The organism is Methanothermobacter sp. THM-1 (assembly GCF_009914355.1).
Classification (GTDB): Archaea; Methanobacteriota; Methanobacteria; order Methanobacteriales; family Methanothermobacteraceae; genus Methanothermobacter; species Methanothermobacter wolfei.
In genome coordinates this window covers 598,386-621,792 of record NZ_CP044013.1, presented here as the reverse complement: position 1 = coordinate 621,792, position 23,407 = coordinate 598,386, and the positions used below count along the sequence as shown (strand labels likewise).

Sequence of the window (23,407 nt, the reverse complement as noted above, 5' to 3'; positions counted from 1 at the left end):
GAATATCCTGTCATTGGGGCGTATACTGTTGACATTCCTGCTCCTCTTCTTTCTAGCTCCTATAACCAGGTTTCTTGATACATCCTCAAGTAAATCAGGATCTATCCTATGGATCCAGAAATTAGATTTTCTATCTGAAATTGGTCCTTTTTTTATGGGAAAACCCCCCTTAAGACACTGAATACCCTTTAAACGTTTTTTTTTTTGAAATTAATAGATAAAGTTTTTTATTTGTCTGTATATGAAAGGCTTAAGTATGTGAAGGAATATTAAATTTTTATGTGTAAACATTCATTTACTGCGGAAGTCTGTATTAATGCCCTGAAAAATCTGTAAAAAAATCATTTGTAAGTTGGCAGTGGGGAAAAGGGCGGTGCAGTGAATCTTGATATCATAAGGACGTGCTTCCCATGTCTATGTGGTGGATGGAACTGAATAGTGACTCTGAAACCAGAGAACCGGAAAATAAATTCAGGACACGTGGTGGTGAACCCGGCAGATGCCTCAACTGCAGGGCTGAAGTGGGAAGTTCTCCTCAGGTTCTATGCACCGAATGTTCAAGGACACTGTACGCATTGGAATCCCTTGAAAGATTACTTGAAACCTTTAAACCAGGGGAAGAATTCCATCTGGAAGAAATAACCGCTAAAATGGATGAATCTCAGAGAATCGAGTTCCAGGGAATGGTCTGGATACTTGATGAATTCGGTCTCCTCGACTACAGGGATGGTTCATGCAGGATAAAATCTGATGAAACCGTTAACAGCTTCCTCATAGAGAACATAAAACTCAAGGAAATCATGAAGGAGAAGGGGCAGGAACCCGGGGTAACCGACAGAACAGAAGACCATGAAGCAGAGGAAGAGGAAACCGAGTGCCCCATATGCGGAGAACTCAAACCTGCTACAGAGTTCTATGTGACAGGAAAGGGCAGGGAGTGTAAGGATTGTGCAGGTAAAAGGAACGCTGCACTCTCCCTTGCTGAAATAAGAAAAAGGGTTGAACCCGGAGTTAAATTCAGAGTTGATGATATCATAGAAAGTGAAGAGGAACGCGTAAACATACAGGGATTCATATGGGAGCTTCAGGAATTCGACCTTATTGAAGAGGACGCCTTCAAAAATTACACCCTGATAGATGACAGTAAATTAACAGAGTTCTACTCAAAGTACGGTGAAGGAGAGCTTGTTAAAGATTCGAATATGGTGAAGGAGTGCCGCATCTGTAACAGGACCCTGCCAAAATCCAGTTTTTACAGTACAGGGGACAGTACACGTGATGAGTGCAGGGAATGCTATGATAAGATAATGGCATGGGAGACCTTTTTATCCATGAAAGACGTTGTGGCTGATGGACCATTCAAAAGAGAGGATTTAATTGACTCCTTTGAGGACCCTCAGCAGCTGGATATCAATATAATGATCCTCCAGGATCACGACCTTGTCGAAGAAACAGGTGAAGGATTCGAACTCAAACACCGGGAGGAACTTGAAGAGATCTACAGGATATACACTGGAGCTGAACCAGAACCAGCAACAGAACAGGCATCCCCCAGCAGAAAGGAGATAATCCATATAAACCAGAGCACCGATGAAAGCCACAACCTCCTCATGAATGGAATTATAAATCGAAATCAATTAATGGATACCATGGAAGAACTCAATCCATTCATGGGATTCATGAAAAAGTGTATGATAATACAGAAGGATGGCTGCTTTGAAGTCCTCATCGAATTGAATGTAAAAAGTGAATCCATCCATGATACTCTAAGTATGCTTGAAGAGAAAAACTGGGAAAACAGGGTCGGCCTTGACGACTATATGAGGCCAACATAGTTAAGTACATCCGTTGTCTTTTCCCGGAGTACGTCCTTTGATCTTTCATAGCAGAGTTCAACCACATTTTCAAGATCATCCTCGCCTTCCCAGTAGTTCTCCAAGAACTTATAACCGTATACATCTGCCAGGAGGCGAATCACATAGGTTGTTATGAAGATATCATCAATGTAGCCGTAGGCACCATAAACGGTTTCAGGGATAACATCCATTGGCACGACATAATATGCTATGGCTGCACTGATTTTAAGTTTTAACTGGCTTTTAAGACCCTCATACCCCAGTAAATCCGACAGAAGTTTAAAGAGTTGAGGTCCATAATCTATGAAGGATGCGTACTCACCATTGAATGACTCAAGATTTTCAACTAGTATATCATAAAAATCCTTGAATTTTGTCTCCATCAATAACCACCCTGACGATTTCTATTTTACGGTGACTTCTATTATAATATTTACTGTTACCATAGTACCCATACAGAAGGTACGGGATGCATCCAGAAACAGAAAGGACCCTAACAGGGGCTCCTTATCATCCCCCTCAATTAATGTCTTAAGCACCGGTCCTTGAGGAGGGAGCCGCCCCGCCGGTAAAGTTAATGCCTGTTTATTTTAACAATGTTGTAAAGGTATATAGCGCCTCCGGCCGCAAAATAACCCATCACTGTCTGGTCAAGAATACCTGTCTCAACAGATATGATGAGATAGGCCATTATAAGGGCGTAGAGCATGATGTAAAATGTGTCCCCTGTTTTTTTCATTATCCTGTAACCGGCTCCCGTAATTAACCCGAGTATACCCATTCCCGCAGCCACACCTGCTGTGCCGAAATCCACAAGCATCTGCCCAAAGATTGTTGGAGTGATTGTCACACCAGTTCTCCAGGAAATAAGCTTCCCTATCAAGGTTCTTGGTCCATCCCCAGGGCCCGGGATCATGCTCATGATCAGGTCACCATGTAAAGCACCGGTTGGTCCCGAGAGATGGGATAACATGTCGAGGACGTTGAGGGTGAAGGCTGCTCGCATCTTAAGAAAGTTCATGGCGCTGATGCTGGTAACTGAATATTCCTCCACAGACCTGAAGTAACCTATACCCATAATTACAAGGAATGCGAAGAGGAATGATCCCAGAATCTCCCATATATCAAATAGTCCAGTATAATACCCCATGATGGCAATAATCAGAATCAATGCCACCACCGGGGTCCTGTAGCCAAGAAGGGTTAAAAAAGCAGCGCAGATAAGAGCCAGTACCATTATTCTGAATTTCACCCTTGCCCTATCTATGCTGCCTTCCTTCATTTTTTCAAGGAGATGGGATGATATCAATGCTGTTGCAGGGATCATGAGGAATGCTGGAATTGTAAGTTTCGGGTTAAGACTGTATCTGAGGGTTGGATGGAGGAGGGGTAAACCGCCAACATCCGTGATTGTTATAATGAAGAATATTATGCTGACCAGAAATAGTGTTAGACCGATGGAATTGATATCTTCACTTTTGAATTTCAGATAATATTCCATGTCCTTAAGGATGAACCTTGGTATTATCATGGAAAACAGGAAAAAAAAGATGAAGCCTATTAGTATGGTTAGGTGCAGTTTCCATGAAACTGAAGTTGATGCCATTATCATAAATATAGAGAATGCCAGGATGAACAGTGGGGGGGCAAAAATATGATTCTTCAGTACATGGCTCTTCTCAAGAAATTTAAGGAATTTACCGCTGGGATAAGCCTTCCTGAAGTAACTGTCTAACCATATTTTCTCAACACTCAAAAGGATTTTTAAAAATATGTTGTAAAGCAGCATACCCTTAATTTCAGACTCAATCCTTCTGCAGGTTTTTATTGCCATACTGTAAATCTGACTCATAAAACTGTGCTCCCTGATTATTTAGAGTGATTTAAGGTCTATGATCTTTACCACATCGTATTTGCTTTTTATCTTTTCAATGACTGCTTTGTCTGCACTGTATATTCTCAGGTTTATGAAATCTGTCTGCCCGTTTACATCCCCAAGAATTCTATCGGCTATTTTAAGGGTGCTGGGGGTTGCCTTGAAAATTTCTATTCTTTCCTGCTGAACATTCAGGTTTATGGGCACATATTTTTCTTTAATATACAGTTCTTTTGAGAGTTCCTGGAATTTAGAAACATCATAGTTTTTGATGGGAATATTGGTGGTCAATTCATAATTCACACCAGGTACATCTATAATCAGGTCCGATATCCTGTTTATGCGTCGTGGTTTGATAACAACATCAACGGCGTCTTTTTTACCGGTGGCTTGCAGAGTAATTGAATCAATATAGAAATCTGCAAACTTGTTCTGATATGGTCCTGCAAGCAATTTTTCACCGTTAACATCTATCAGGATACTTAGATAACCGTTTAAATATCCTACCCACAGGACTTCACCACGTATTTCTTCCTTTCTTTTTGTTAATGAGTTATATCCACTTATCTTACTCTCAACTACTTTGCCCCTGCTATAAAATTCGCTGTATTTCGTCTCGACCTTCGAAATATCCGAGACATCAAATGTAAATACCTCCTGATTGGAATCAATGTCAGCAGTTCTGATAAAACCATAGACTACTGCAGAGCATACAAATAGGATTATTGCTATGTCGATTATTGTTAAACCACCAATTTTCTTCATGGAATTCTCTCTCCATACAGTTGAAGTTATCTCATAGTTAAAGGAAAGAACTTAATAAATGTTGTTTTGGTGCATCGTTCCGGATCCGGACACTTAAGGGCAGCTGCTGTTTTCGGGTACTTACACTTCCCCTAATCTTCATGGGTTTTAATAAAATCCTCAGGACGCCCATGTACCAGGTTGAAGACCAGCTCACATCCCTATACAGTGTTAATCCTCAGGACGCCCAGGTACTCTCTACTCAATTATTGCTGTCACTATGATATACTCTTTACCACTTTCTGTCACAGATGAACCCTAAATGTGTTGTTATTAAATCCTTTTCAATCCTCTTTCTAACTATTTCTAAACAGGCACCTGATTCCATAAGAAAAACCTGCTTCTGAAGATGAAGAGGCCTATCATCGAAGCAAAAAAAGTCCCCCGAACGAGAGAGGGATAACTCACAGGAATGATAATATGAAAGTGGATGATCCGCTATGAAGTCCATTCCGGCAGTTAGAAAATAAATCAATGGTTATCGGAATTAGGAGCCTTTCCTGCTTTCCAGAAAGTTCAATCTCCTCTAAACATAGAAAAACTTAAATAGACCCGGCATAGAGAATCAGTTTGTAACATTAATAATCATAACACAATCATCAACCTGATTAATAGAGGGAGCTGAACATGGAAAATTCAGATAGCAGGGCCATTTACATTGTTCCATCTCTGATAGTATTCCTAGCTGTTCTTTTTGTAACCCTCAGCTACCGTTGGCCATTTGGATGGGACATCTTTTATCATATACACATTTCAAAGGTTTACATTACAGAGGGCCTAACCCTCTTCGACCCTATTTATAATGCTCCTGCAGGGAATATAATAAATTATCCCCCAATCTTTCACTTCACCCTCATCCTTTTATCATACATTTTAAGAACAGGGCTCTTTGAAACTGCAAGATTCATGCAGCCTTTTCTGGCAGGACTTGTTGTCTTATCAGTTAGCTTTGTCGCCTCAAAATTCTACAAAAAACAGATGATAGGCCTTGCTGCGGGTATCCTTCTATTTTCCGGCGCAATTTCAGCAAGACTTGTTCAAGCATTGCCCGAGAACATGGCCCTCATATTCTTCCCCCTGAGTATTTACTTTTATTATAAATTTTTTAAAGAGGATAAACCCATCACAGCTGTTATATCCGGACTTTTAATGGGCTTAATCGCACTTATACATCCAGCTGCAACATTCTGTCTCGGATTCACAGTCACAATCATAACCCTCGGGATCATGGGCTCCGAGCTTTACATGGAAAGGAACCTTTCAGTGATAGGCAGGGTGCTCTTCAGCTACATCCTCTTCATCATATCAGCAGGTTTAATCGCTGCACTGTGGTGGGCGCCTGCCATTTATTTCAAGAATACAGGTCCCGGCGGTGTCAGCACAGCCCTGCAGACTTCAAGAAGACTCAGCATCCTGAAGTACCCCAATGCGCTGGGTTATCCCGCCATCATCTTATCTGCCATTGGGGTGATAACTGCCCTTAAAAGATTCGAGCTTGAAGACAGGATAATCCTATTATGGATCCTTGCAGTGCTCCTGCTATCAAAGGCCTACTATTTTGGAATCAACGTTATAACATACCGTGTTCTGATCTATATAATGATCCCTCTCAGTATTCTGGCCGCCAGTGGACTGATTTCAGCATTTAAAAGCATCCAGAGAAAGGATAAAAATCTGGCATGGATTTTTCTGGCACTGATACTCATACTGGCAACCTTCCAGGGTTTTAGCAACCTTTCCAGTAAGAACATTGCAGATTACGGTGCCCTGACACACCATGGGCGAGTTGTGATCGCGCCACCAGCTGAATCAGAGGTTGAACTTGCAGAATGGTTCAATAAACAAGGGGATAATGGGACCATCTCCTTTTCAAATTACTTCACAGCGGGTTTCGTGATGGCCTATACGAACAGACCGGTTAACCCCCTCCTCTATGAAAAAGGAGGAATGCCCACAGCCGAAGAAATCTCAAAAAACGGCACTCGATACCTTGTATTCGATAAAAGACTTAAAGCAACAGGTAATTTCACATTCAAAGTCTCTGAAGGCTTCATTTTCTATAACCCGTCACTCATCAATGTATCCAGCCTCAACCACACCTACCTTGAAAGGGTCTACGAAAACAGGGACTTCGTTGTATACCTATACATGACAGAGCAGTAGGAGGGAAATGAATCATCCTTCAGAGGTCAGAGAGACTTAACATGTACTGTTCCAGCGGTGCTAAAAAGAGGCCTGCCTATCTCCAGAACCCTATTCACAACCTGACGGTGCATGGCATCATGACAGGATAAACCCTTAATTCGTTTTATCCAGGGTATCAGAGGCTTCTTATCATCCCCTCAATCACCGTCTTAAGCACCGGTCCCGTCACGGGGACATCGTAGGTTCTTCCATCGACGCTGATGCTGATCCCTGAACTGTCGGTGTTGAGGAAGTACTCTGTCTTCTGCTTGTTCTCCCGCCTTGAGGCTATACCATCCCTGTAGGCATCAATGGATAGTATCTTCCTGAGGTCAATATTTATGGTACGCTTGGATCCGGCGAATATCATCCTCCGGTTCGTCAGGACCAGGACCCCCCTGTCGATCTCCTTGAGCTCCTCCTGGGACTCGCTCCGGGCCTGCAATCCCCCCAGGCGCAGGGAAACATTCTTTGAAACCCTTACGGTCGGTCCCCCGTAGGTTCCTATGGTGCGGCGGACAGCCCTTGGCTCCCAGAAGCTCACCCCTTCAAGGACAAGGACAGCCCTCTCATTCTTCTTGAGGATCACCGGGGACTCGGGTTCCCTGAAATTAACCCTCCCGGCCGCTGCATCATCAAGCCACCTCTTAATATCATGTTCCCTCTGGAGGGCGTCTGACATTCCACCGTGGGCTATCCTGGTCCATTCCTCCCCGGTGAGGGCCTGGTGGGCATAGGTCCTCCATGTAGCATTATTTTCATCCCCGACCCTTTGAAGGGAATACCTGTCATCCTTACCTGCGAATACAGCGCCGCATTCAGTGCACCGGTAACCATTCTCTGTTAAAAGGCCCATGAGCTTCTTCTCGGTGTAGGGTTCAAGGCTCGACTTCCTGCAGACAGGGCAGAGTTCTATCCATGATGCATCTGCAGGGGGTTTGAATTCCTCTTCATGGTCCTCGCCGGGGGCGGGTGTTTCAGGCATTTCCTTACCCTCCCTTTTTATTTCCTCAAGCATCCCCATGTAACCCTGCAGTTTCTCATAGTTCCCGCGACCCGCGTCTTGAGCCATCTTATTCACAACCATCCCCATGTAACCCTGCAGTTTCTCCTTATCTGCACCGGTTTTAACTTCCAGGATGACGGGGTCATCCCCGTGACATGATACCGTGACCTCCATGACCGCCGGGCTGATGCAGACAAGTTCATCATTGAGGGCATCCAGTTCCGAACTTATGGCATCTTTAAGGTTCTCAAGCATTCTGCTGAAGTCCTTCTTCCTGATCTTTCTTCTTCTGAACTTCTCTGCAGCTTTGAGGATTCTCCTGTTGTATTCCTCAAGGGTCTTCATGTCCCTCAGAAAGTTTTCAGGGGTCAGCATGTCCAGGTTCTCGGTATCATCCCCCCTGAGAACCACTTCAGGGCAGGGGTTCTCTTTCTCTTCACCCCCATTTCCTCCAGCATTGTCCTTCAGGGGCCTGCCGCAGTTGAAGCAGTACCTTGCATCGTCGCGGTTCTTCTCTCCGCAGTTCCAGCAGTAAACCATTGGATCACCATAATTAATATTTACTGTTAATGGATATATCTTTCATGTCTCATAAATATCTGATGAGTCAAAAAAATTTATCATCTAAACTGGATGGTTCCCTCATGAACAGATCAAATTATTAATAAAGCCTGCAGGATGACTTATATGAAAACCTAAGACCTTAAGAGAATAGGGATACCCGGGGTATCATCACCCCTAGGTTTGAGGGACCTCTGCAAGGGACCTCTTCCAGATTATAATGGACCTTCCGGAAGACAGCCTTGAGATAGACTTCATTCATGAGCAGATCCTTTTACATGGATACCCTAAGGAGAGGGAAATTCCGGGAAGACCATAATAGAAAGGAATGTTTCCTGAGAAGGTAAGTGTCATGTTCATGGTTCTCAGAAAATCAATGAAGGATCCCCATAAGCTGGGGGTGAAACCCTCAAGGACGGTTCTGCTATCCTGAATTCATGTTCTCCTCCTGTATTCAAGTTCCCTGAAGGGTACCATGAACTCTGTGCCCCGTGAATCCTCCATGGTGAGTATCCTCAGTTCACCCTCAAGTTGACCTACAAGGGCCCTTACAAGTTTCAGGGCTGTTCCTGCCTTAAAATCCTTTAACCCGGCACCATCATCAGCCACCCTTAAATGATACCCTGAATCCTGTTCTCTGATCTCAACCTCTATCCTCCCCGGGGATGCGTGTTTCAGGGCGTTTGAGACCAGTTCATTTATTATGAGTGCGAGTGGCATGGCTGTTTCAAGGTTGACTTTCACATCACTGTCCAGGTGGAAGTCAATACTCCAGGCATCGAAGACCGACTTCAGGTGATCGATTATCCTTGAGGTGCAGGTCTGCATGCTGACCAGCGTATGGTCCCCTTTACTGTATATGGATTCCTGGATCATGGCCATTGCCTGGACCCTTGTCTGTATGGCGATGAGGGCCTCCCTTGCCCCTTCATCCGCATCATGGAGCTGGATGTTTATGAGGCTCAGGATTATCTGGAGGTTGTTCTTGACCCTGTGGTGGAGTTCCCTGAGGAGGGCCTCCTTCTCTGCAATGTTCGCCCTCAGGTCATCCTGTATCCTCACTATGCCTGTAACATCCATGAGTGAGATGATACCCCCATCCTCCAGGGGGATCATCCACCCCGTGAAGTACCTTCCCTTTGCCCTGAAGGTTTCAACGGGCTGTGGCAGCTTGCTCTTCTTCATCTCATCCCAGAATCCTCCATAGGTGATCCCCAGTTCCTTCATGGCTGTGTTCTCATAGATCGGTTTGCCGGTGCCGTCCAGGACAGTTACAGCCTCCTCCATGTGGTCAATAACGTTCCTGAAGAACTTCCAGGTTCTCTCCATCCTTTTCTGGTTCCTTATCCTCTCGGTGTCAACCAGGTTGAGCCTGTAGGCCGTGAAGGTTATTATGATGATGGCAAGGGCTAGGTTTACTGCTGCAAGGAATATCTCGGTGGAGAAGGGAAGGTATTCCTCTGCAGTGATTATTATGAGGGCTGTGAGTGTGATGGCTGCCATCATGACCGGGATGAGCATCCTGCCTGTGTAGCCTCCTATCCTCTCAGAGTATAGGGGTTCCACGAGCCCCTCCGATGTTCTGGTGCTGAGGAAGCCCACAGCCAGGAGGAGAAGGATGATTGCCGATGCAGGGGATGTCTGTAGCCTGGGTGATGTCTCAATGACACCCGTAATGCCCGAGAGGAATGCTGCATAGCCAACGGTGCCTGCAATGTAGCAGCACAGCTGGGCTGCATGGTAACACCTGAATGTGAAGAGTATTATGGCTGTTGTGTACACTATGATGAGTGCTGATGTCACGGTGCATGCAGCCGGGAGCTGGAGGTTGAGCAGCCCCTGTATGCAGCTGCAGTTTCCTGTAACCTGGAGGATGAAGAGGATGGCTGCAAGGGCAAGGGATGCTGCTCCTTCCGAGTATCTTACCGTGAGTACTGATATTGAAAGGAGAATGAAACTTATGGATGTTACGGGATTGTTATCAAAAAAGAAGGAGCTTCCTGCAGAAACATGGTGGCCTGCAATGAAGAGGACCAGGGTTATGGTTGATATTATCATGACTGAAATGCTTGTCAGGTAAGATATCTTCTTATCAAGGGTCATGGGTTTTATAAAAGACATTTTAACCACCCATTCGTACTATAAAACTGAATTCTATAAATATTTTTTGATAGACACCAGGAATGAGAGATCTGAATGTATTAACAGTTTAATAACATTTTTAGAACCATAAAAATCGAGCAGTGCCTGTTTTAGTACATCACAGATGAAAGTGTGGTTCTGATCCCCAGTGCAGGACCCTTCCAATATTCGTTATAGTTCTCTATTACGAAGGTTCGGTCAGAATTAATAGGGGATCCATGAGACCCCCTGCACCCCACAGATACCATAGATAGGATTCATGATAGGTTCATGACCCCTTTCAGCACCCCATTCTGGAATCGGATACTGTAAATAGATAAGATCCATGATAGTTCATGGCGGGCGTTTTTACAAGGCAAATGATGAGTGATTTGTGAATTACATAGTTAGAGATGACCCTTTGTAATCTGGGGTGGAATTCTTCAACCTAATTTGTGAAGTACATAGTTAGAGATGACCGATGTGACAGGTCTGACGAAGAAGCAGACCATGAAAATTTGTGAAGTACATAGTTAGAGATGACCTGAGAACAAAAGGGCTGTTTCATGGTTAAACTGTTGATTTTTTTATTTTAGTGACCATAGTCCCATGAGTCTTTGATGGTGTCTGAATCAACTATATTTAATCTGGATCTCAATGGACTCTAAAGTGCTTAAAAGACCTCTTTGAATAAACAGCACATTAAAACTTACTTCAATGATAACAAACATTGATTTAAATATATCCTTGCACGTTTTAATTCTTTTATTTTTATTTTAAGGTGTTATGGCCGGTTTATTGGTTATTTTAAGGCCTCTGGTTCAGTCGTCTATCCCATGAAAATTCACAGGAAAATTTTAATAACAATAAGTTATTTTAACTCCTTTTTTACTTTAAAAGGTTGTACAGGCACCATGGATTATTTATCTTGTTATGATTGTTTTAAAATTGTTTTAGATCATTTCGGTGTCTTATTTTTTTATTTGGAGATGTTTTGTTGAGTCGTCTGCCTTTATAAATGGAGTGCATTATTGGGGGTCGACAAATTTATATATCTGAAAGGAGAAATTTCATAGCGTTAAGGGCCAAACAGAGAAAAAATCCGTCCTGTTAAAATCAGACCAAAATGGGATTGAAATGAACTTGTTCCGCCTGTTCTATATCTTTTTTTATTAATAGTTAAAATCAGACCAAAATGGGATTGAAATCCAAACGGGTTTTTAACAAAATTAACAAACTCTTTAAGTTAAAATCAGACCAAAATGGGATTGAAATTTTGTAGTCTTTTTTCTTACAATTTTCACCTCTACACCAGGTTAAAATCAGACCAAAATGGGATTGAAATCCAACCATATCATCATAAACTATATTAAACCGTTCAGTTAAAATCAGACCAAAATGGGATTGAAATAAGTCACAGTGAATACGAAGAAATACAAGACATAGTGTTAAAATCAGACCAAAATGGGATTGAAATGTGGTGGTTTGGGTGGTCTGGCGTCAGGGTGGCCTTGTTAAAATCAGACCAAAATGGGATTGAAATGAGGGAGCAGTTTCAACACACCCTACCGGATCGGCGAAGTTAAAATCAGACCAAAATGGGATTGAAATTACCAGTCAAGGAACAAGACATGTAAGAAACATAAAGTTAAAATCAGACCAAAATGGGATTGAAATAACATTGGTGATTGCTGGAGTTTAAGTAATCTACTTGTTAAAATCAGACCAAAATGGGATTGAAATATTATATAAATATAGGTGATAAATATAATGAAAATAAGTTAAAATCAGACCAAAATGGGATTGAAATCAACTTTGACGTTGTTGATTAGGGTTTTGCCCTTGGGTTAAAATCAGACCAAAATGGGATTGAAATGGTTTCTCCGTGAACGGGGTGCATAGCGGTGCTTTCGTTAAAATCAGACCAAAATGGGATTGAAATTCTATGACTTTTTGGATGGTGCTTTTTAAGGCTTTGGTTAAAATCAGACCAAAATGGGATTGAAATTTTTATATTATATGAACATAATAAATATGCAATATTGGTTAAAATCAGACCAAAATGGGATTGAAATCGTGTATCCACCATTGCACCACTAATTTGATTAAAAGTTAAAATCAGACCAAAATGGGATTGAAATGATGAATACAAAAAAGATATATACATAATAAGATATGTTAAAATCAGACCAAAATGGGATTGAAATGTATGATACCCATTTCTTTTGGTTTCCTGATGCATTGTTAAAATCAGACCAAAATGGGATTGAAATCAAAGGAAGTGGGGAAACTCAGCAAATCATTTAAGGAAGTTAAAATCAGACCAAAATGGGATTGAAATTGAACTCTCAGCCAAACGCTACAACACCATGTTCTTGTTAAAATCAGACCAAAATGGGATTGAAATCAGTGAAGATTGATGATGCTGTCCTCCCGGCCCCCGGTTAAAATCAGACCAAAATGGGATTGAAATTAGAGGACTCAGTCTTCCTCCATGGAGGGCACGGGTTAAAATCAGACCAAAATGGGATTGAAATAAGGGAAAGAGGTGATGCATATGGACGTAGTAGAAAGTTAAAATCAGACCAAAATGGGATTGAAATTTGAGGATGCTGGCCATGATGGTGATTCTCCTGACGGTTAAAATCAGACCAAAATGGGATTGAAATTCATATCCGTCCCTGCGGAATGTTCTCCTCCGCACAGTTAAAATCAGACCAAAATGGGATTGAAATCATTTAATTCAGTGATGTTCACATTGAACTGGCTACTGGTTAAAATCAGACCAAAATGGGATTGAAATTCATACCTTCCTGTGCCATTGTAGACGTAACATTTGTTAAAATCAGACCAAAATGGGATTGAAATCTGAAGATGCTTTACAAGTACTCGGTAATTGTATTGGTTAAAATCAGACCAAAATGGGATTGAAATCATAGATGAACTAGGATACTTCAACAACGCAACAGAGTTAAAATCAGACCAAAATGGGATTGAAATCGATGTAGGGGCTAGATTCACAGTCACAGGAGAAGGTTAAAATCAGACCAAAATGGGATTGAAATACTTTGTGTAATTGGTATGCAAATGTTATTATGTCATCGTTAAAATCAGACCAAAATGGGATTGAAATGTTCCTAATGGGAATTGGGAAGTTTCATGGTGGCAGAGTTAAAATCAGACCAAAATGGGATTGAAATCATATTCCCTTATTTCCCTTATATTTCTATTCATTGTTAAAATCAGACCAAAATGGGATTGAAATGGAAATATAGTGTCTCCATAAGCCTCAGCGACGGTCTGTTAAAATCAGACCAAAATGGGATTGAAATTCACGCATCGACTTATTCAAGGTGGAGGTGAATGAATTCGTTAAAATCAGACCAAAATGGGATTGAAATAAGCCATCAACAATGTTAACAGTTCCCTTGGGAATCGTTAAAATCAGACCAAAATGGGATTGAAATCTGGTGATCGGCTGGCGGCTCTGACGCCTCAGATCCGTTAAAATCAGACCAAAATGGGATTGAAATACCACATATCTATATCTATGGAATCAAGTATATATAGTTAAAATCAGACAAAAATGGGATTGAAATTGATCTTCTCCTGTGTTTTCCTGTGTTCGAGTGTGAGTTAAAATCAGACCAAAATGGGATTGAAATATATTATGTATGTGTATTTTGTTGTCAGCGAAGTTGGTTAAAATCAGACCAAAATGGGATTGAAATGCCACTGACTACTATTGCCCCGCCTTCTTCGCTGAGGGTTAAAATCAGACCAAAATGGGATTGAAATCCGTCTCAGAGACAATCAGAAACCTCCCACAGGAAGAGTTAAAATCAGACCAAAATGGGATTGAAATCTGCACGTATTTTACGCTGCCTGTCACTATGAATCGTTAAAATCAGACCAAAATGGGATTGAAATATCTGCTTCGGTTGCTCCGAACGCTCATCCAGTGAAGTTAAAATCAGACCAAAATGGGATTGAAATCCCATCCTTCCTGGTCTTGGAGGGTGTGGTGGAGGAGTTAAAATCAGACCAAAATGGGATTGAAATCTGTGAAGTAGGCTTCTATGACTGGTTTGGGTGGTGTGTTAAAATCAGACCAAAATGGGATTGAAATGAACTTGTTCAGCCTGTTCTAAATTATCTTCTTTCATCAGTTAAAATCAGACCAAAATGGGATTGAAATCGGCTTTTGCTCTATTTGGAGACATATTACTTCTTGTTAAAATCAGACCAAAATGGGATTGAAATAAAACCTCCATAATAATCTATATGGACTTTGGTACTGTTAAAATCAGACCAAAATGGGATTGAAATATCTAATTCTGATCCTGCTATTTCCTCCAGCTCATCGTTAAAATCAGACCAAAATGGGATTGAAATGTTGTTTCCATGCATATCCTGGCGAATATTTCTCGTTAAAATCAGACCAAAATGGGATTGAAATCCTCCAGGGGGTTCTGGTGGCTTTACCCGGCCTCTTGTTAAAATCAGACCAAAATGGGATTGAAATGCGACACGGCGGAAAACTAGTAGAAAACACCAGGAAAGTTAAAATCAGACCAAAATGGGATTGAAATGTGGGTCCATAAGCGCGAATTCTATCTGCTCAAATGAGTTAAAATCAGACCAAAATGGGATTGAAATTCTTTTGTGATTTCCATTATTCTTTTTCGTTTGCCTAGTTAAAATCAGACCAAAATGGGATTGAAATCCTCCACTGTGACTCCGACCACGTATCTTACCTGGGTTAAAATCAGACCAAAATGGGATTGAAATGAAAGGGTAATGAATAATTCTGGAATGCCGTTCCAGGTTAAAATCAGACCAAAATGGGATTGAAATGGTAGACTATACACTACCTACATACTCATTAACCAGGTTAAAATCAGACCAAAATGGGATTGAAATGAAGATTAATTCGCAGTTGTCGGGGAGGGCTACTTCTGTTAAAATCAGACCAAAATGGGATTGAAATCATATTCTTCGCCTCCTCAATGTATTCAGCGAGATCCGTTAAAATCAGACCAAAATGGGATTGAAATTTGAATACGTCTTCGAATATTTCGACTCTTTCTCTGGTTAAAATCAGACCAAAATGGGATTGAAATGTACTTTCCGTTCACATATTTCCCACGGCTTGTGAGGGTTAAAATCAGACCAAAATGGGATTGAAATTCGAGAGGAAGTACTTCACTCTCGATGAACTCGGTTAAAATCAGACCAAAATGGGATTGAAATGCTCAACGTTCACGTACGCCTCATACTCCTCCGCACCGTTAAAATCAGACCAAAATGGGATTGAAATACACTCAAATGGTATGTTTGGTAAAACTACATGATAAGTTAAAATCAGACCAAAATGGGATTGAAATGAACTTGGCGAAGTACGCATCTTGTGCGTACTTCTCACCGTTAAAATCAGACCAAAATGGGATTGAAATGAACTTGGCGAAGTACGCATCTTGTGCGTACTTCTCACCGTTAAAATCAGACCAAAATGGGATTGAAATGGAGGAAGCGGATCGGGTCCTCCACCTGCTCCTCCAGTTAAAATCAGACCAAAATGGGATTGAAATCCGTTTTGGTATGCTATTCTTTATCGTCTATAGTATGTTAAAATCAGACCAAAATGGGATTGAAATGCTTCTTCTAGTACTGCCTGGGCGTTTTTTGCCCAGGGTTAAAATCAGACCAAAATGGGATTGAAATTGCGAAGTATAATGCGAAGTATAATGCGAAGTATAATGCGAAGTATAAGTTAAAATCAGACCAAAATGGGATTGAAATTTCTGTTTTTTTCATCAAATCACCCCATATTCTTTTGGTTAAAATCAGACCAAAATGGGATTGAAATATTTCTTTCTTCTTCTGGCATTCCCATTTCAACTACTGTTAAAATCAGACCAAAATGGGATTGAAATTTTCAGATGCTATGGTGATACTCCGCCCATCCCTCAGTTAAAATCAGACCAAAATGGGATTGAAATTGGTTTGATATTTTTTTGATTAAGGTTTTTAGCAAGGTTAAAATCAGACCAAAATGGGATTGAAATTTGGTCTGACGTCACTATCTTCCCCAGACCTATGCGTTAAAATCAGACCAAAATGGGATTGAAATCGGGAGGAGTATTCTGACCGGAATCTATGATAACGTCGTTAAAATCAGACCAAAATGGGATTGAAATCTTCATCTATTTCTGGGATTCGGTCTCTCCATGCATGGGTTAAAATCAGACCAAAATGGGATTGAAATTGATCAGTAGACTTATTGTCATTATTATTATTGCAAGTTAAAATCAGACCAAAATGGGATTGAAATTTGGTTTGACGTCACTATCTTCCCCAGACCTATGCAGTTAAAATCAGACCAAAATGGGATTGAAATTTTGATTTCCATTTTCTTTCACCCCATTTCTTTTTTTTTTGGGTTAAAATCAGACCAAAATGGGATTGAAATGAGGATTTGCAATGTCTGTGTGAGGCCTTCATCGTCGGTTAAAATCAGACCAAAATGGGATTGAAATTTATGGTGTCTATTGCTTTTTCAAGTTCTTTATTTATTGTTAAAATCAGACCAAAATGGGATTGAAATTTACTTTTTCAGCAACGGCCATAAAGCCGTTGTTGACCGTTAAAATCAGACCAAAATGGGATTGAAATAAAGCTGCAACAAGTACAAAGCATACCACAAGAACTATTTTTTTTTGTCTATCTATCCAATTGTCCACTCCCTAACAATGAATAATATGAAAATCCCGGTTATAAGCGTTGAGGAGTTGCGTAATCCTGTTTTATGGTATTGATGAAAACTGGAAAATGAAACAAATTGAATCAGTCGCGATGAAGAACCTTAAGTTCTCCAGTCCTAACATCGATTATCAGTCCATGGACAGGTATATCATGGGGGATTGCCCTGAATTCCTTGATGGTCCTGACACCTTCAATAACATTTTTTTCCTCATCATCAATTGCCAGGATCCAGTCCTCCAGTCCAAGTTCCTCGATAAAATCAGGGGGGACTCCCTTCTCTTCCATGGTTTCCCTGAGTCTTTCAAAGTCAACATTTGCCATTCCGCAGTCAGTATGCCCTATGACCATTATCTCCTCGACGCCGAGGGAGTGCACCGCAACCACAAGTGACCTCAGTGCATCATCTGTTATGGTGTTACCTGCATTCTTTATGATCTTGGCGTCACCCCTTTCAAGGCCCATTGCAGGTTCAAGGAAGTCTGTTAGCCTTGTGTCCATACATGTTACGATGGCAAGTTTCTTGGCCGGTCTTTTACCGGGGTCTTCACCCTTAAAATTCCTCAGGAATTCCTGGTTTTTTTCCAGTAACTGATCTATAATCATCGTATCACCTTAAAAAAAATAAAATAGGATGGTTTTTTTATTTATGGGTCAGTGGAGGTTCCTGACCTGTGTCAAACCCTGTCTTGTAGCCGAAGGTGTTCTGTACCCTGATGTTTATTTCATGCCATATCCTTGCAAGGGGTATCTCTGCAGGGCAGAGTTCCTCACACTGGCCACAGTTGGTACATGAATCCACCATGTGCATCATCCTCTCAAGGTGGAAGACAGGGGATGGTGGAAGTTTACCTTTTTCAAGCCATTCAGGAGTCCTTGTTTCAAGTGAACACTCTTCACAGTAACAGATCGGGCATGCTTCTCTGCAGCTGTAGCACTTGATGCAGCGGTTCAGGTCATCCATGTACTTATCAAGGTTCATAAGGATTTCAGCACCGCTTTCTTCACTGAAGTCATTTTTCTGCCACTTGGTTGCAAGGTTAACCATTGCCTGGTCAATCTTTTCACGTATTTCAATACCCTTGGGTATTGGGTCCTCTACATGAATCACTCCTGCGTTTATTGCCTTTTCAAGGACTTCAGCACCCTTTTCAGATGTTACTTCCACGAAGGTTGCCTTGCCGGCCAGGGGTCCTATAACACCCCAGTTACCCAGTGCAAGGTCAGCCATCCTTGGTATGTTCTTCTCACATCTTCTGCAGTTGGTCCTTCTACCGTAACCCATCTCTTCTACTTCATCAACACTGATGCCCTTTTCATCGTCTGATGTTTCAATTATCAGTTTACCCTTTGCTATTTCCTCCTTGATAACGTCGTCAGGGTCCATTTCATATACTTCTTCTATCATCTGCCTCGTCTTTACAGGTGGAAGTGTTCCTCCACAGTTAACACCCACCATTATCACGTTGTTCCTGTCTATCTTACCCCTCTTGGCGACCTCAACTATTGTCATGGCATCACATGGCTTTGTTGTGACAGCTATCTTCATGTCCCTTGCGCCGTTAAGGTAACGTGTGATGACCTTTGCAATGTTGAGTGTACCGCAGTGGAGTGAACCTGCAGATTCTATGACCTCATTGGGATCTGTTATCAGGGTTGGGACGGCATCGTAGAGATCTGAACCCTTCTTAACGGCTAGAACCGCGTCAACGATTCCTTCTTCAAGCAGGAATTTCAGCAGTGAGGTTACGGCCCCTCCATATTCACCTTTTTCTGCAATTTCTTCATTCTCTGAAAAAGCATAATACATATCGTTTACTTCAACCATCATCAAGCCCCCTCATTTCTCTATACTGGCTGCGGAAACCTTGAGCTCCGGCATCTTGGCTGCAGGGTCAAGTTCGCTGGAGCTTGTCAGCATGTTGGCAGCGCATTCTGCGAAGTGGAATGGGATGAACAGAACACCCTTCATTATATCGGGTGTGACCCTTGCTGTTATCTCAATTTCACCCCTTCTTGTTCTGACCTTAACCATGTCACCACTTCTGATTCCAAGTTCAGAGGCGTCTTCGTCGTTTATTTCAACAAATCCTGTTGGCAGTTCCCTGTCAAGGGTCTCTGATCTCCTTGTCATTGATCCTGTGTGGTAATGGAACAGTACACGACCCGTTGTAAGGATGAATGGGTACTCTTCATCTGGAACTTCAGCAGGGTCTTTGTGTTCTATTGGGAAGAATATTCCAAGGCCGTCAGGTGTTGCAAACTGTTCTGTGTGAAGTATTGGTGTTCCTGGATGGCTTTCATCGGGGCATGGCCAGTGAAGACCTTCTGGTTTTGAAAGCCTTTCAGGGTTCATGCCCGCGTACTGGGGTGTTACCTCCCTTATCTCTTCAAAGATCTCGGCTGGGGAGTTAAAGTCAAATCCTTCGGCTCCCATCCTCTTTGCCAGGTCGCATATTATGTCCCAGTCTTCTCTGGCATCACCTGGAGCTTCAACAGCCTTTCTTATGTACTGAACACGCCTTTCTGTGCTTGTGTATGTACCGTCCTTTTCAGCCCAGGCAGCTGCAGGTAGAACAACATCAGCCAGTTCAGCGGTTTCTGTCATGAATATGTCCTGGACAACCAGGAATTCGAGGCTTTCAAGGGATTCCTTAACGTGCTGAATGTCGGGGTCGGAGACCATGGGGTTTTCACCCATTATGTACATGGCCTTGAGCTCTCCCTTCTCAGCCGCATTCATCATTTCAACGACTGTCAGCCCTGGTGTGCATTTAAGGTCACTGCATCCCCATGCACAGGTCATCTTCTCGGTTGCTTCCTCATCAATGACCTTCTGGTATCCTGGATAGAATGCAGGGAGGGCTCCCATGTCACAGGCTCCCTGAACATTGTTCTGACCCCTCAGCGGGTTGACCCCTGCACCGGGCTTACCTATGTTACCTGTGAGCATGGCTAGGTTTGCGGTTGAAATAACGTTGTCTGTACCTGTAATGTGCTGTGTTATACCCATGGCAAAGAGTATGGCTGCGCTGTCTGCCTCTGCATACACCCTTGCAGCTTCCCTGATCTTATCCGCAGGTGTGAGTGTTAATTCCTCAACATCCTCTGGTTTGTATTTCTTCACTACTTCCTTGAGTTCTTCAAAGCCCTTTGTCCTTTTCTCTATGAAATCCTTATCTTCCAGGCCCTCTTCGATTATCACGTTCATCATTGCGTTAAGCAGCGGGATGTCTGTGCCTGGTTTGAAGGGCAGGTATATGTCGGCCTGTTTGGCTGTTGGTGTGATCCTGGGGTCTGCAACTATTAATTTTGCGCCCTTGGACTTTGCACGGAGAACCCTTCTCCATATGAGCGGGTGCTGTTCTGCTGTGTTTGAACCTATAATGAATATGCAGCTGGCTTCCTCGATGTCTATAATTGAATTTGTCATTGCACCTGACCCAAAGGTCTGTGCCAGCCCAGCGACTGATGGTCCGTGGCAGAGCCTTGCGCAGTGATCAATGTTCTGTGTCCCGATCACTGCCCTGGCAAATTTCTGGAGGCTGTAGTTTTCCTCATTGGTACACCTTGCAGATGCAAGGAATGCTAGGAGATCAGGATCCTCCTCACGGTATTCTTTAAGTTTGGATGCGATGAGGTCAAGGGCCTCATCCCATGATGCTTCTCTGAACTCACCGTTCTCCTTTATCAGAGGGGTTTTGAGACGGTCGTCCCTGCTCACAAACTGGTAGGCGAAGTTACCCTTAGGACACAACTTTCCCTCATTCATGGGATGCCTTTTCCAGGGCTCAACACCCTCTATTTCCCCGTTGACTGATATTATGTTCATTCCACAGCCACAACCACAGTAAGGACATGTGTTAGGAACATATTCAATATTCATATTATCACCTCCATTTAAAAAAAATGTAAATGGTATACCTACTCCTTGAGGTAGGTGTACCAGTAGAGGCACGCAACGAAGACAGCGCCCCCTACAATGTTACCGAGTGTAACTGGTATCATGTTGTTTATGAAGAACTGGCTCCATGTAACTCCACCAAGGAAGATGCCGACTGGTATGAAGAACATGTTTGCAACACTGTGTTCGAATCCTATGGCAACGAATGCGAATATAGGGAACCATATTCCCCAGATTTTACCTATGATATCATCAGAAGCAATCGCCAGGTATACTGCAAGACAAACAAGCCAGTTACAGCCAATACCCCTGAGGAATGCCTGAGTCCATGTAAGTGATTTTATGGTTTTACCTGCAGCAACGAACTCAACTCCTCCAAGAGCCTTGAGCTTGGCAATCTGCAGGGCAGATGCCTGCCAGGGGTCTGCTGAAAGGATACCTGTAGCAACTGCAAGGAAGTAAGCAACAAATACTGCTCCAACAAGGTTGAATACCCAGCTTGTTACCCAATTCCTTATCAATCCCATGACACTTGCTCTCTTATCGAGTATACCAAATGGCATGTACATACAGTTCCCTGTGAAGAGCTCAGAACCCGCAATTATGACAAGCATGAGCCCGACTGGGAACACTGCACCAAAGACAAGTTTAACAAGACCTGCAGGGTATCCTGCTTTGGCCATTCCACCAGTTACAACTTCGGCCAAGAGGCCTCCAAAAGCTATGTATGCACCCGCAAGGAAACTCAAAACTATAACCTTTCCAAGTGGTGCTTTTTCTTTCAGTTCCGCGATCGCAGAACAGGCTTTCGCTGTATCAGCAGGGGATTTGAATGATGATCCCATTATTTAACACCTCCCATTAATTACATTTCTCATATTAAATAATGATATTTAATAATTTTTCTAAAAGGAGGGAATAGAAATATTTATATACCTATATCCATTTAACGTGAAGTGGTTAGATTATCAGAGGAGATCAACATCATTAAAAATTAGTTTAACGCCATGAAACCTGAAGAAGAGGTAAAAGCAAAACAATCATAAGCGGGTGGAAAAAATAAACTAAAAATTAATGACTAATACAAACAATCATAAGCGGGTGGAAAAAATAAACTAAAAATTAATGACTAATCTTTATCTCCTCTTATCTGTTTATCAATCTTTTTTCTAAGTTTTTCTGTTTTATCACCCTTTATCTGCTCATCAACTTCCTTCCTGAGCTCCTCAGAATACTCCCCTTTGGTCTTTATCTGCTCATCAACCTCCTTCCTGAGCTCCTCAGAATACTCCCCTTTGGTCTTTATCTGCTCATCAACCTCCTTCCTGAGCTCCTCAGGATCCTTACTCCTTATCTGCTCTTCAATCTTCTTTTTAGACATCTTGTTCCCCCTTTTATTAATAATTAACTTTTTATTTAATAAAAGTCTTTCTATTTGAACCCAAAGCAAAAAAATAAAAGTTCATGTTTTACTCTGAGGATCCATAGCTATGTTATTCTGACACTGCTTAGAATTTCCTCAAAGGTCGTGTCGTTGTTCCTAGGCCCTGTGTACATGAAGGCGTAGCCATTGTTCCTGTCAAGTTTAATGTAGACGAATATGGTTGAACTTGTTGAATCAAGAGCCTTCACAACTGCAGCGTTACGGCCATCAACCTTCCTCACCTCTGCAGAGACCACACCTGACTCATCCTTCATCTGGTTCTTAACAGTCTCAGCATCCTTAAGGTAGTATCCAGCCCTTGCAGTGACCCTTGCAACAGCAAGTTCATAACTGTCATTACCAAGGTAAACGATTACATCCTTTGAAATCCCCGGCTCCCTTGCAAAGGCCCCCTGTGCCCTGGCAGAATCAAAGGTCTCCCATGTAGCAGGGTAGGTGAAGTTCAGGTCCCGTCAGAGAAGCTCTTGGACTGGGGTTCCTCACTCACACATCCAGATACCGTTACCGCCGCGGCAACGAGAATTAGAAATAAAAACCTCTTCATTTAGCAACCTCCAATATTATTATGCCATGAATGTAATTTATAGTTTATGAGGGCATTCACTGAAATGAAAGATATAAATAGGGTGCCGCCAAAAGATTAGGAACTATATATAGGGCAAGACCCAAAGTATATCCACTCAGATAATGGACCCTTTAAGGTAATTGATTTTACAGGTTGATATCATGAAGGTTAAGGAATGGTGTATGTTCTGTGGGGAATGCGCCGGTGTATGTCCGCGCAACCTCATAGAGGTCCGGGAAACATCCATCAGGTTTTCAGAGGATATGTGTAAGGAATGCAATATCTGTATAGATGCCTGCCCTGTGAGGGCGCTTGAGAGGTGAA

The 23,407-nt window shown here is 42.3% G+C and carries 14 protein-coding genes and 2 CRISPR repeat arrays; of the genes, 3 read left to right on the top strand and 11 right to left on the bottom strand.

Going from position 1 to position 23,407, the window contains the following annotated elements:
- Window positions 1-425 precede the first annotated feature (425 nt).
- Complete coding sequence (locus FZP57_RS03400; protein WP_074358773.1) at window positions 426-1,835, top strand: hypothetical protein; 1,410 nt, start codon at window positions 426-428, stop codon at window positions 1,833-1,835.
- On the opposite strand, the gene FZP57_RS03395 is transcribed toward FZP57_RS03400, so the two are convergent.
- From FZP57_RS03395 to FZP57_RS03385, 3 genes are all read right to left on the bottom strand, one after another.
- A complete protein-coding gene (locus FZP57_RS03395; RefSeq protein ID WP_074358772.1) occupies window positions 1,817-2,239 on the bottom strand; it encodes a YkvA family protein in 423 nt (140 codons plus the stop codon). The two genes, FZP57_RS03400 and FZP57_RS03395, sit on opposite strands and share 19 nt — an antisense overlap.
- 191 nt (window positions 2,240-2,430) lie before the next feature.
- Window positions 2,431-3,645, bottom strand: a complete 1,215-nt coding sequence (locus FZP57_RS03390) for an oligosaccharide repeat unit polymerase family protein (protein ID WP_238338007.1) — start codon at window positions 3,643-3,645, stop codon at window positions 2,431-2,433.
- A gap of 84 nt (window positions 3,646-3,729) precedes the next feature.
- Complete coding sequence (locus tag FZP57_RS03385; RefSeq protein ID WP_074358770.1) at window positions 3,730-4,497, bottom strand: hypothetical protein; 768 nt, start codon at window positions 4,495-4,497, stop codon at window positions 3,730-3,732.
- 666 nt (window positions 4,498-5,163) lie between these two features.
- On the opposite strand from FZP57_RS03385, the gene FZP57_RS03380 reads away from it, so the two are divergent.
- Complete coding sequence (locus FZP57_RS03380) at window positions 5,164-6,699, top strand: glycosyltransferase family 39 protein (protein WP_191216466.1); 1,536 nt, start codon at window positions 5,164-5,166, stop codon at window positions 6,697-6,699.
- Between the two features lie 157 nt (window positions 6,700-6,856).
- Here FZP57_RS03380 and FZP57_RS03375 read toward each other — a convergent pair whose 3' ends face one another.
- The 8 genes from FZP57_RS03375 to FZP57_RS03340 all read right to left on the bottom strand — a co-directional run bounded on the left by FZP57_RS03375 (window position 6,857) and on the right by FZP57_RS03340 (window position 22,772).
- Window positions 6,857-8,266, bottom strand: a complete 1,410-nt coding sequence (locus FZP57_RS03375) for a zinc ribbon domain-containing protein (RefSeq protein ID WP_074358768.1) — start codon at window positions 8,264-8,266, stop codon at window positions 6,857-6,859.
- A 456-nt stretch (window positions 8,267-8,722) separates the two neighbouring features.
- On the bottom strand, window positions 8,723-10,408 hold the full coding sequence (locus FZP57_RS03370; protein ID WP_074358767.1) for a sensor histidine kinase: 1,686 nt from the start codon (window positions 10,406-10,408) through the stop codon (window positions 8,723-8,725).
- A gap of 389 nt (window positions 10,409-10,797) precedes the next feature.
- Window positions 10,798-10,953: a CRISPR direct-repeat array (repeat unit 19 nt; unit sequence TACATAGTTAGAGATGACC).
- Window positions 10,954-11,517: 564 nt separating this feature from the next.
- A CRISPR array of direct repeats spans window positions 11,518-17,083; the repeat unit is 30 nt; unit sequence GTTAAAATCAGACCAAAATGGGATTGAAAT.
- Window positions 17,084-17,254: 171 nt separating this feature from the next.
- Window positions 17,255-17,776 carry a carbonic anhydrase gene (locus FZP57_RS03365; RefSeq protein WP_191216465.1) on the bottom strand — a complete coding sequence of 174 codons (522 nt, stop codon included), beginning with the start codon at window positions 17,774-17,776 and terminating at the stop codon, window positions 17,255-17,257.
- 37 nt (window positions 17,777-17,813) lie between these two features.
- Window positions 17,814-19,001, bottom strand: a complete 1,188-nt coding sequence (locus FZP57_RS03360) for a Coenzyme F420 hydrogenase/dehydrogenase, beta subunit C-terminal domain (protein ID WP_074358765.1) — start codon at window positions 18,999-19,001, stop codon at window positions 17,814-17,816.
- Window positions 19,002-19,010: 9 nt separating this feature from the next.
- Entirely contained in the window at window positions 19,011-21,056 is a 2,046-nt protein-coding gene (gene fdhF / locus FZP57_RS03355; protein ID WP_074358764.1) for a formate dehydrogenase subunit alpha, read from the bottom strand.
- Window positions 21,057-21,094: 38 nt separating this feature from the next.
- Window positions 21,095-21,919, bottom strand: a complete 825-nt coding sequence (locus tag FZP57_RS03350) for a formate/nitrite transporter family protein (RefSeq protein WP_074358763.1) — start codon at window positions 21,917-21,919, stop codon at window positions 21,095-21,097.
- Window positions 21,920-22,203: 284 nt separating this feature from the next.
- On the bottom strand, window positions 22,204-22,455 hold the full coding sequence (locus FZP57_RS03345; protein WP_074358762.1) for a hypothetical protein: 252 nt from the start codon (window positions 22,453-22,455) through the stop codon (window positions 22,204-22,206).
- A gap of 107 nt (window positions 22,456-22,562) precedes the next feature.
- Complete coding sequence (locus FZP57_RS03340; RefSeq protein ID WP_191216464.1) at window positions 22,563-22,772, bottom strand: hypothetical protein; 210 nt, start codon at window positions 22,770-22,772, stop codon at window positions 22,563-22,565.
- Between the two features lie 472 nt (window positions 22,773-23,244).
- On the opposite strand from FZP57_RS03340, the gene FZP57_RS03335 reads away from it, so the two are divergent.
- Window positions 23,245-23,406 carry a 4Fe-4S binding protein gene (locus tag FZP57_RS03335; RefSeq protein ID WP_074358760.1) on the top strand — a complete coding sequence of 54 codons (162 nt, stop codon included), beginning with the start codon at window positions 23,245-23,247 and terminating at the stop codon, window positions 23,404-23,406.
- The last annotated feature ends 1 nt before the right edge of the window (window position 23,407 follow it).

Bases quoted from the DNA above. Each gene is read 5' to 3' on its own strand.
- FZP57_RS03400 (WP_074358773.1), top strand. From the start codon at position 426: ATGGAACTGAATAGTGACTCTGAAACCAGAGAACCGGAAAATAAATTC.
- FZP57_RS03395 (WP_074358772.1), bottom strand. From the start codon at position 2,239: ATGGAGACAAAATTCAAGGATTTTTATGATATACTAGTTGAAAATCTT.
- FZP57_RS03390 (WP_238338007.1), bottom strand. From the start codon at position 3,645: ATGCTGCTTTACAACATATTTTTAAAAATCCTTTTGAGTGTTGAGAAA.
- FZP57_RS03385 (WP_074358770.1), bottom strand. From the start codon at position 4,497: ATGAAGAAAATTGGTGGTTTAACAATAATCGACATAGCAATAATCCTA.
- FZP57_RS03380 (WP_191216466.1), top strand. From the start codon at position 5,164: ATGGAAAATTCAGATAGCAGGGCCATTTACATTGTTCCATCTCTGATA.
- FZP57_RS03375 (WP_074358768.1), bottom strand. From the start codon at position 8,266: ATGGTTTACTGCTGGAACTGCGGAGAGAAGAACCGCGACGATGCAAGG.
- FZP57_RS03370 (WP_074358767.1), bottom strand. From the start codon at position 10,408: ATGTCTTTTATAAAACCCATGACCCTTGATAAGAAGATATCTTACCTG.
- FZP57_RS03365 (WP_191216465.1), bottom strand. From the start codon at position 17,776: ATGATTATAGATCAGTTACTGGAAAAAAACCAGGAATTCCTGAGGAAT.
- FZP57_RS03360 (WP_074358765.1), bottom strand. From the start codon at position 19,001: ATGATGGTTGAAGTAAACGATATGTATTATGCTTTTTCAGAGAATGAA.
- fdhF (WP_074358764.1), bottom strand. From the start codon at position 21,056: ATGAATATTGAATATGTTCCTAACACATGTCCTTACTGTGGTTGTGGC.
- FZP57_RS03350 (WP_074358763.1), bottom strand. From the start codon at position 21,919: ATGGGATCATCATTCAAATCCCCTGCTGATACAGCGAAAGCCTGTTCT.
- FZP57_RS03345 (WP_074358762.1), bottom strand. From the start codon at position 22,455: ATGTCTAAAAAGAAGATTGAAGAGCAGATAAGGAGTAAGGATCCTGAG.
- FZP57_RS03340 (WP_191216464.1), bottom strand. From the start codon at position 22,772: ATGAAGGATGAGTCAGGTGTGGTCTCTGCAGAGGTGAGGAAGGTTGAT.
- FZP57_RS03335 (WP_074358760.1), top strand. From the start codon at position 23,245: ATGAAGGTTAAGGAATGGTGTATGTTCTGTGGGGAATGCGCCGGTGTA.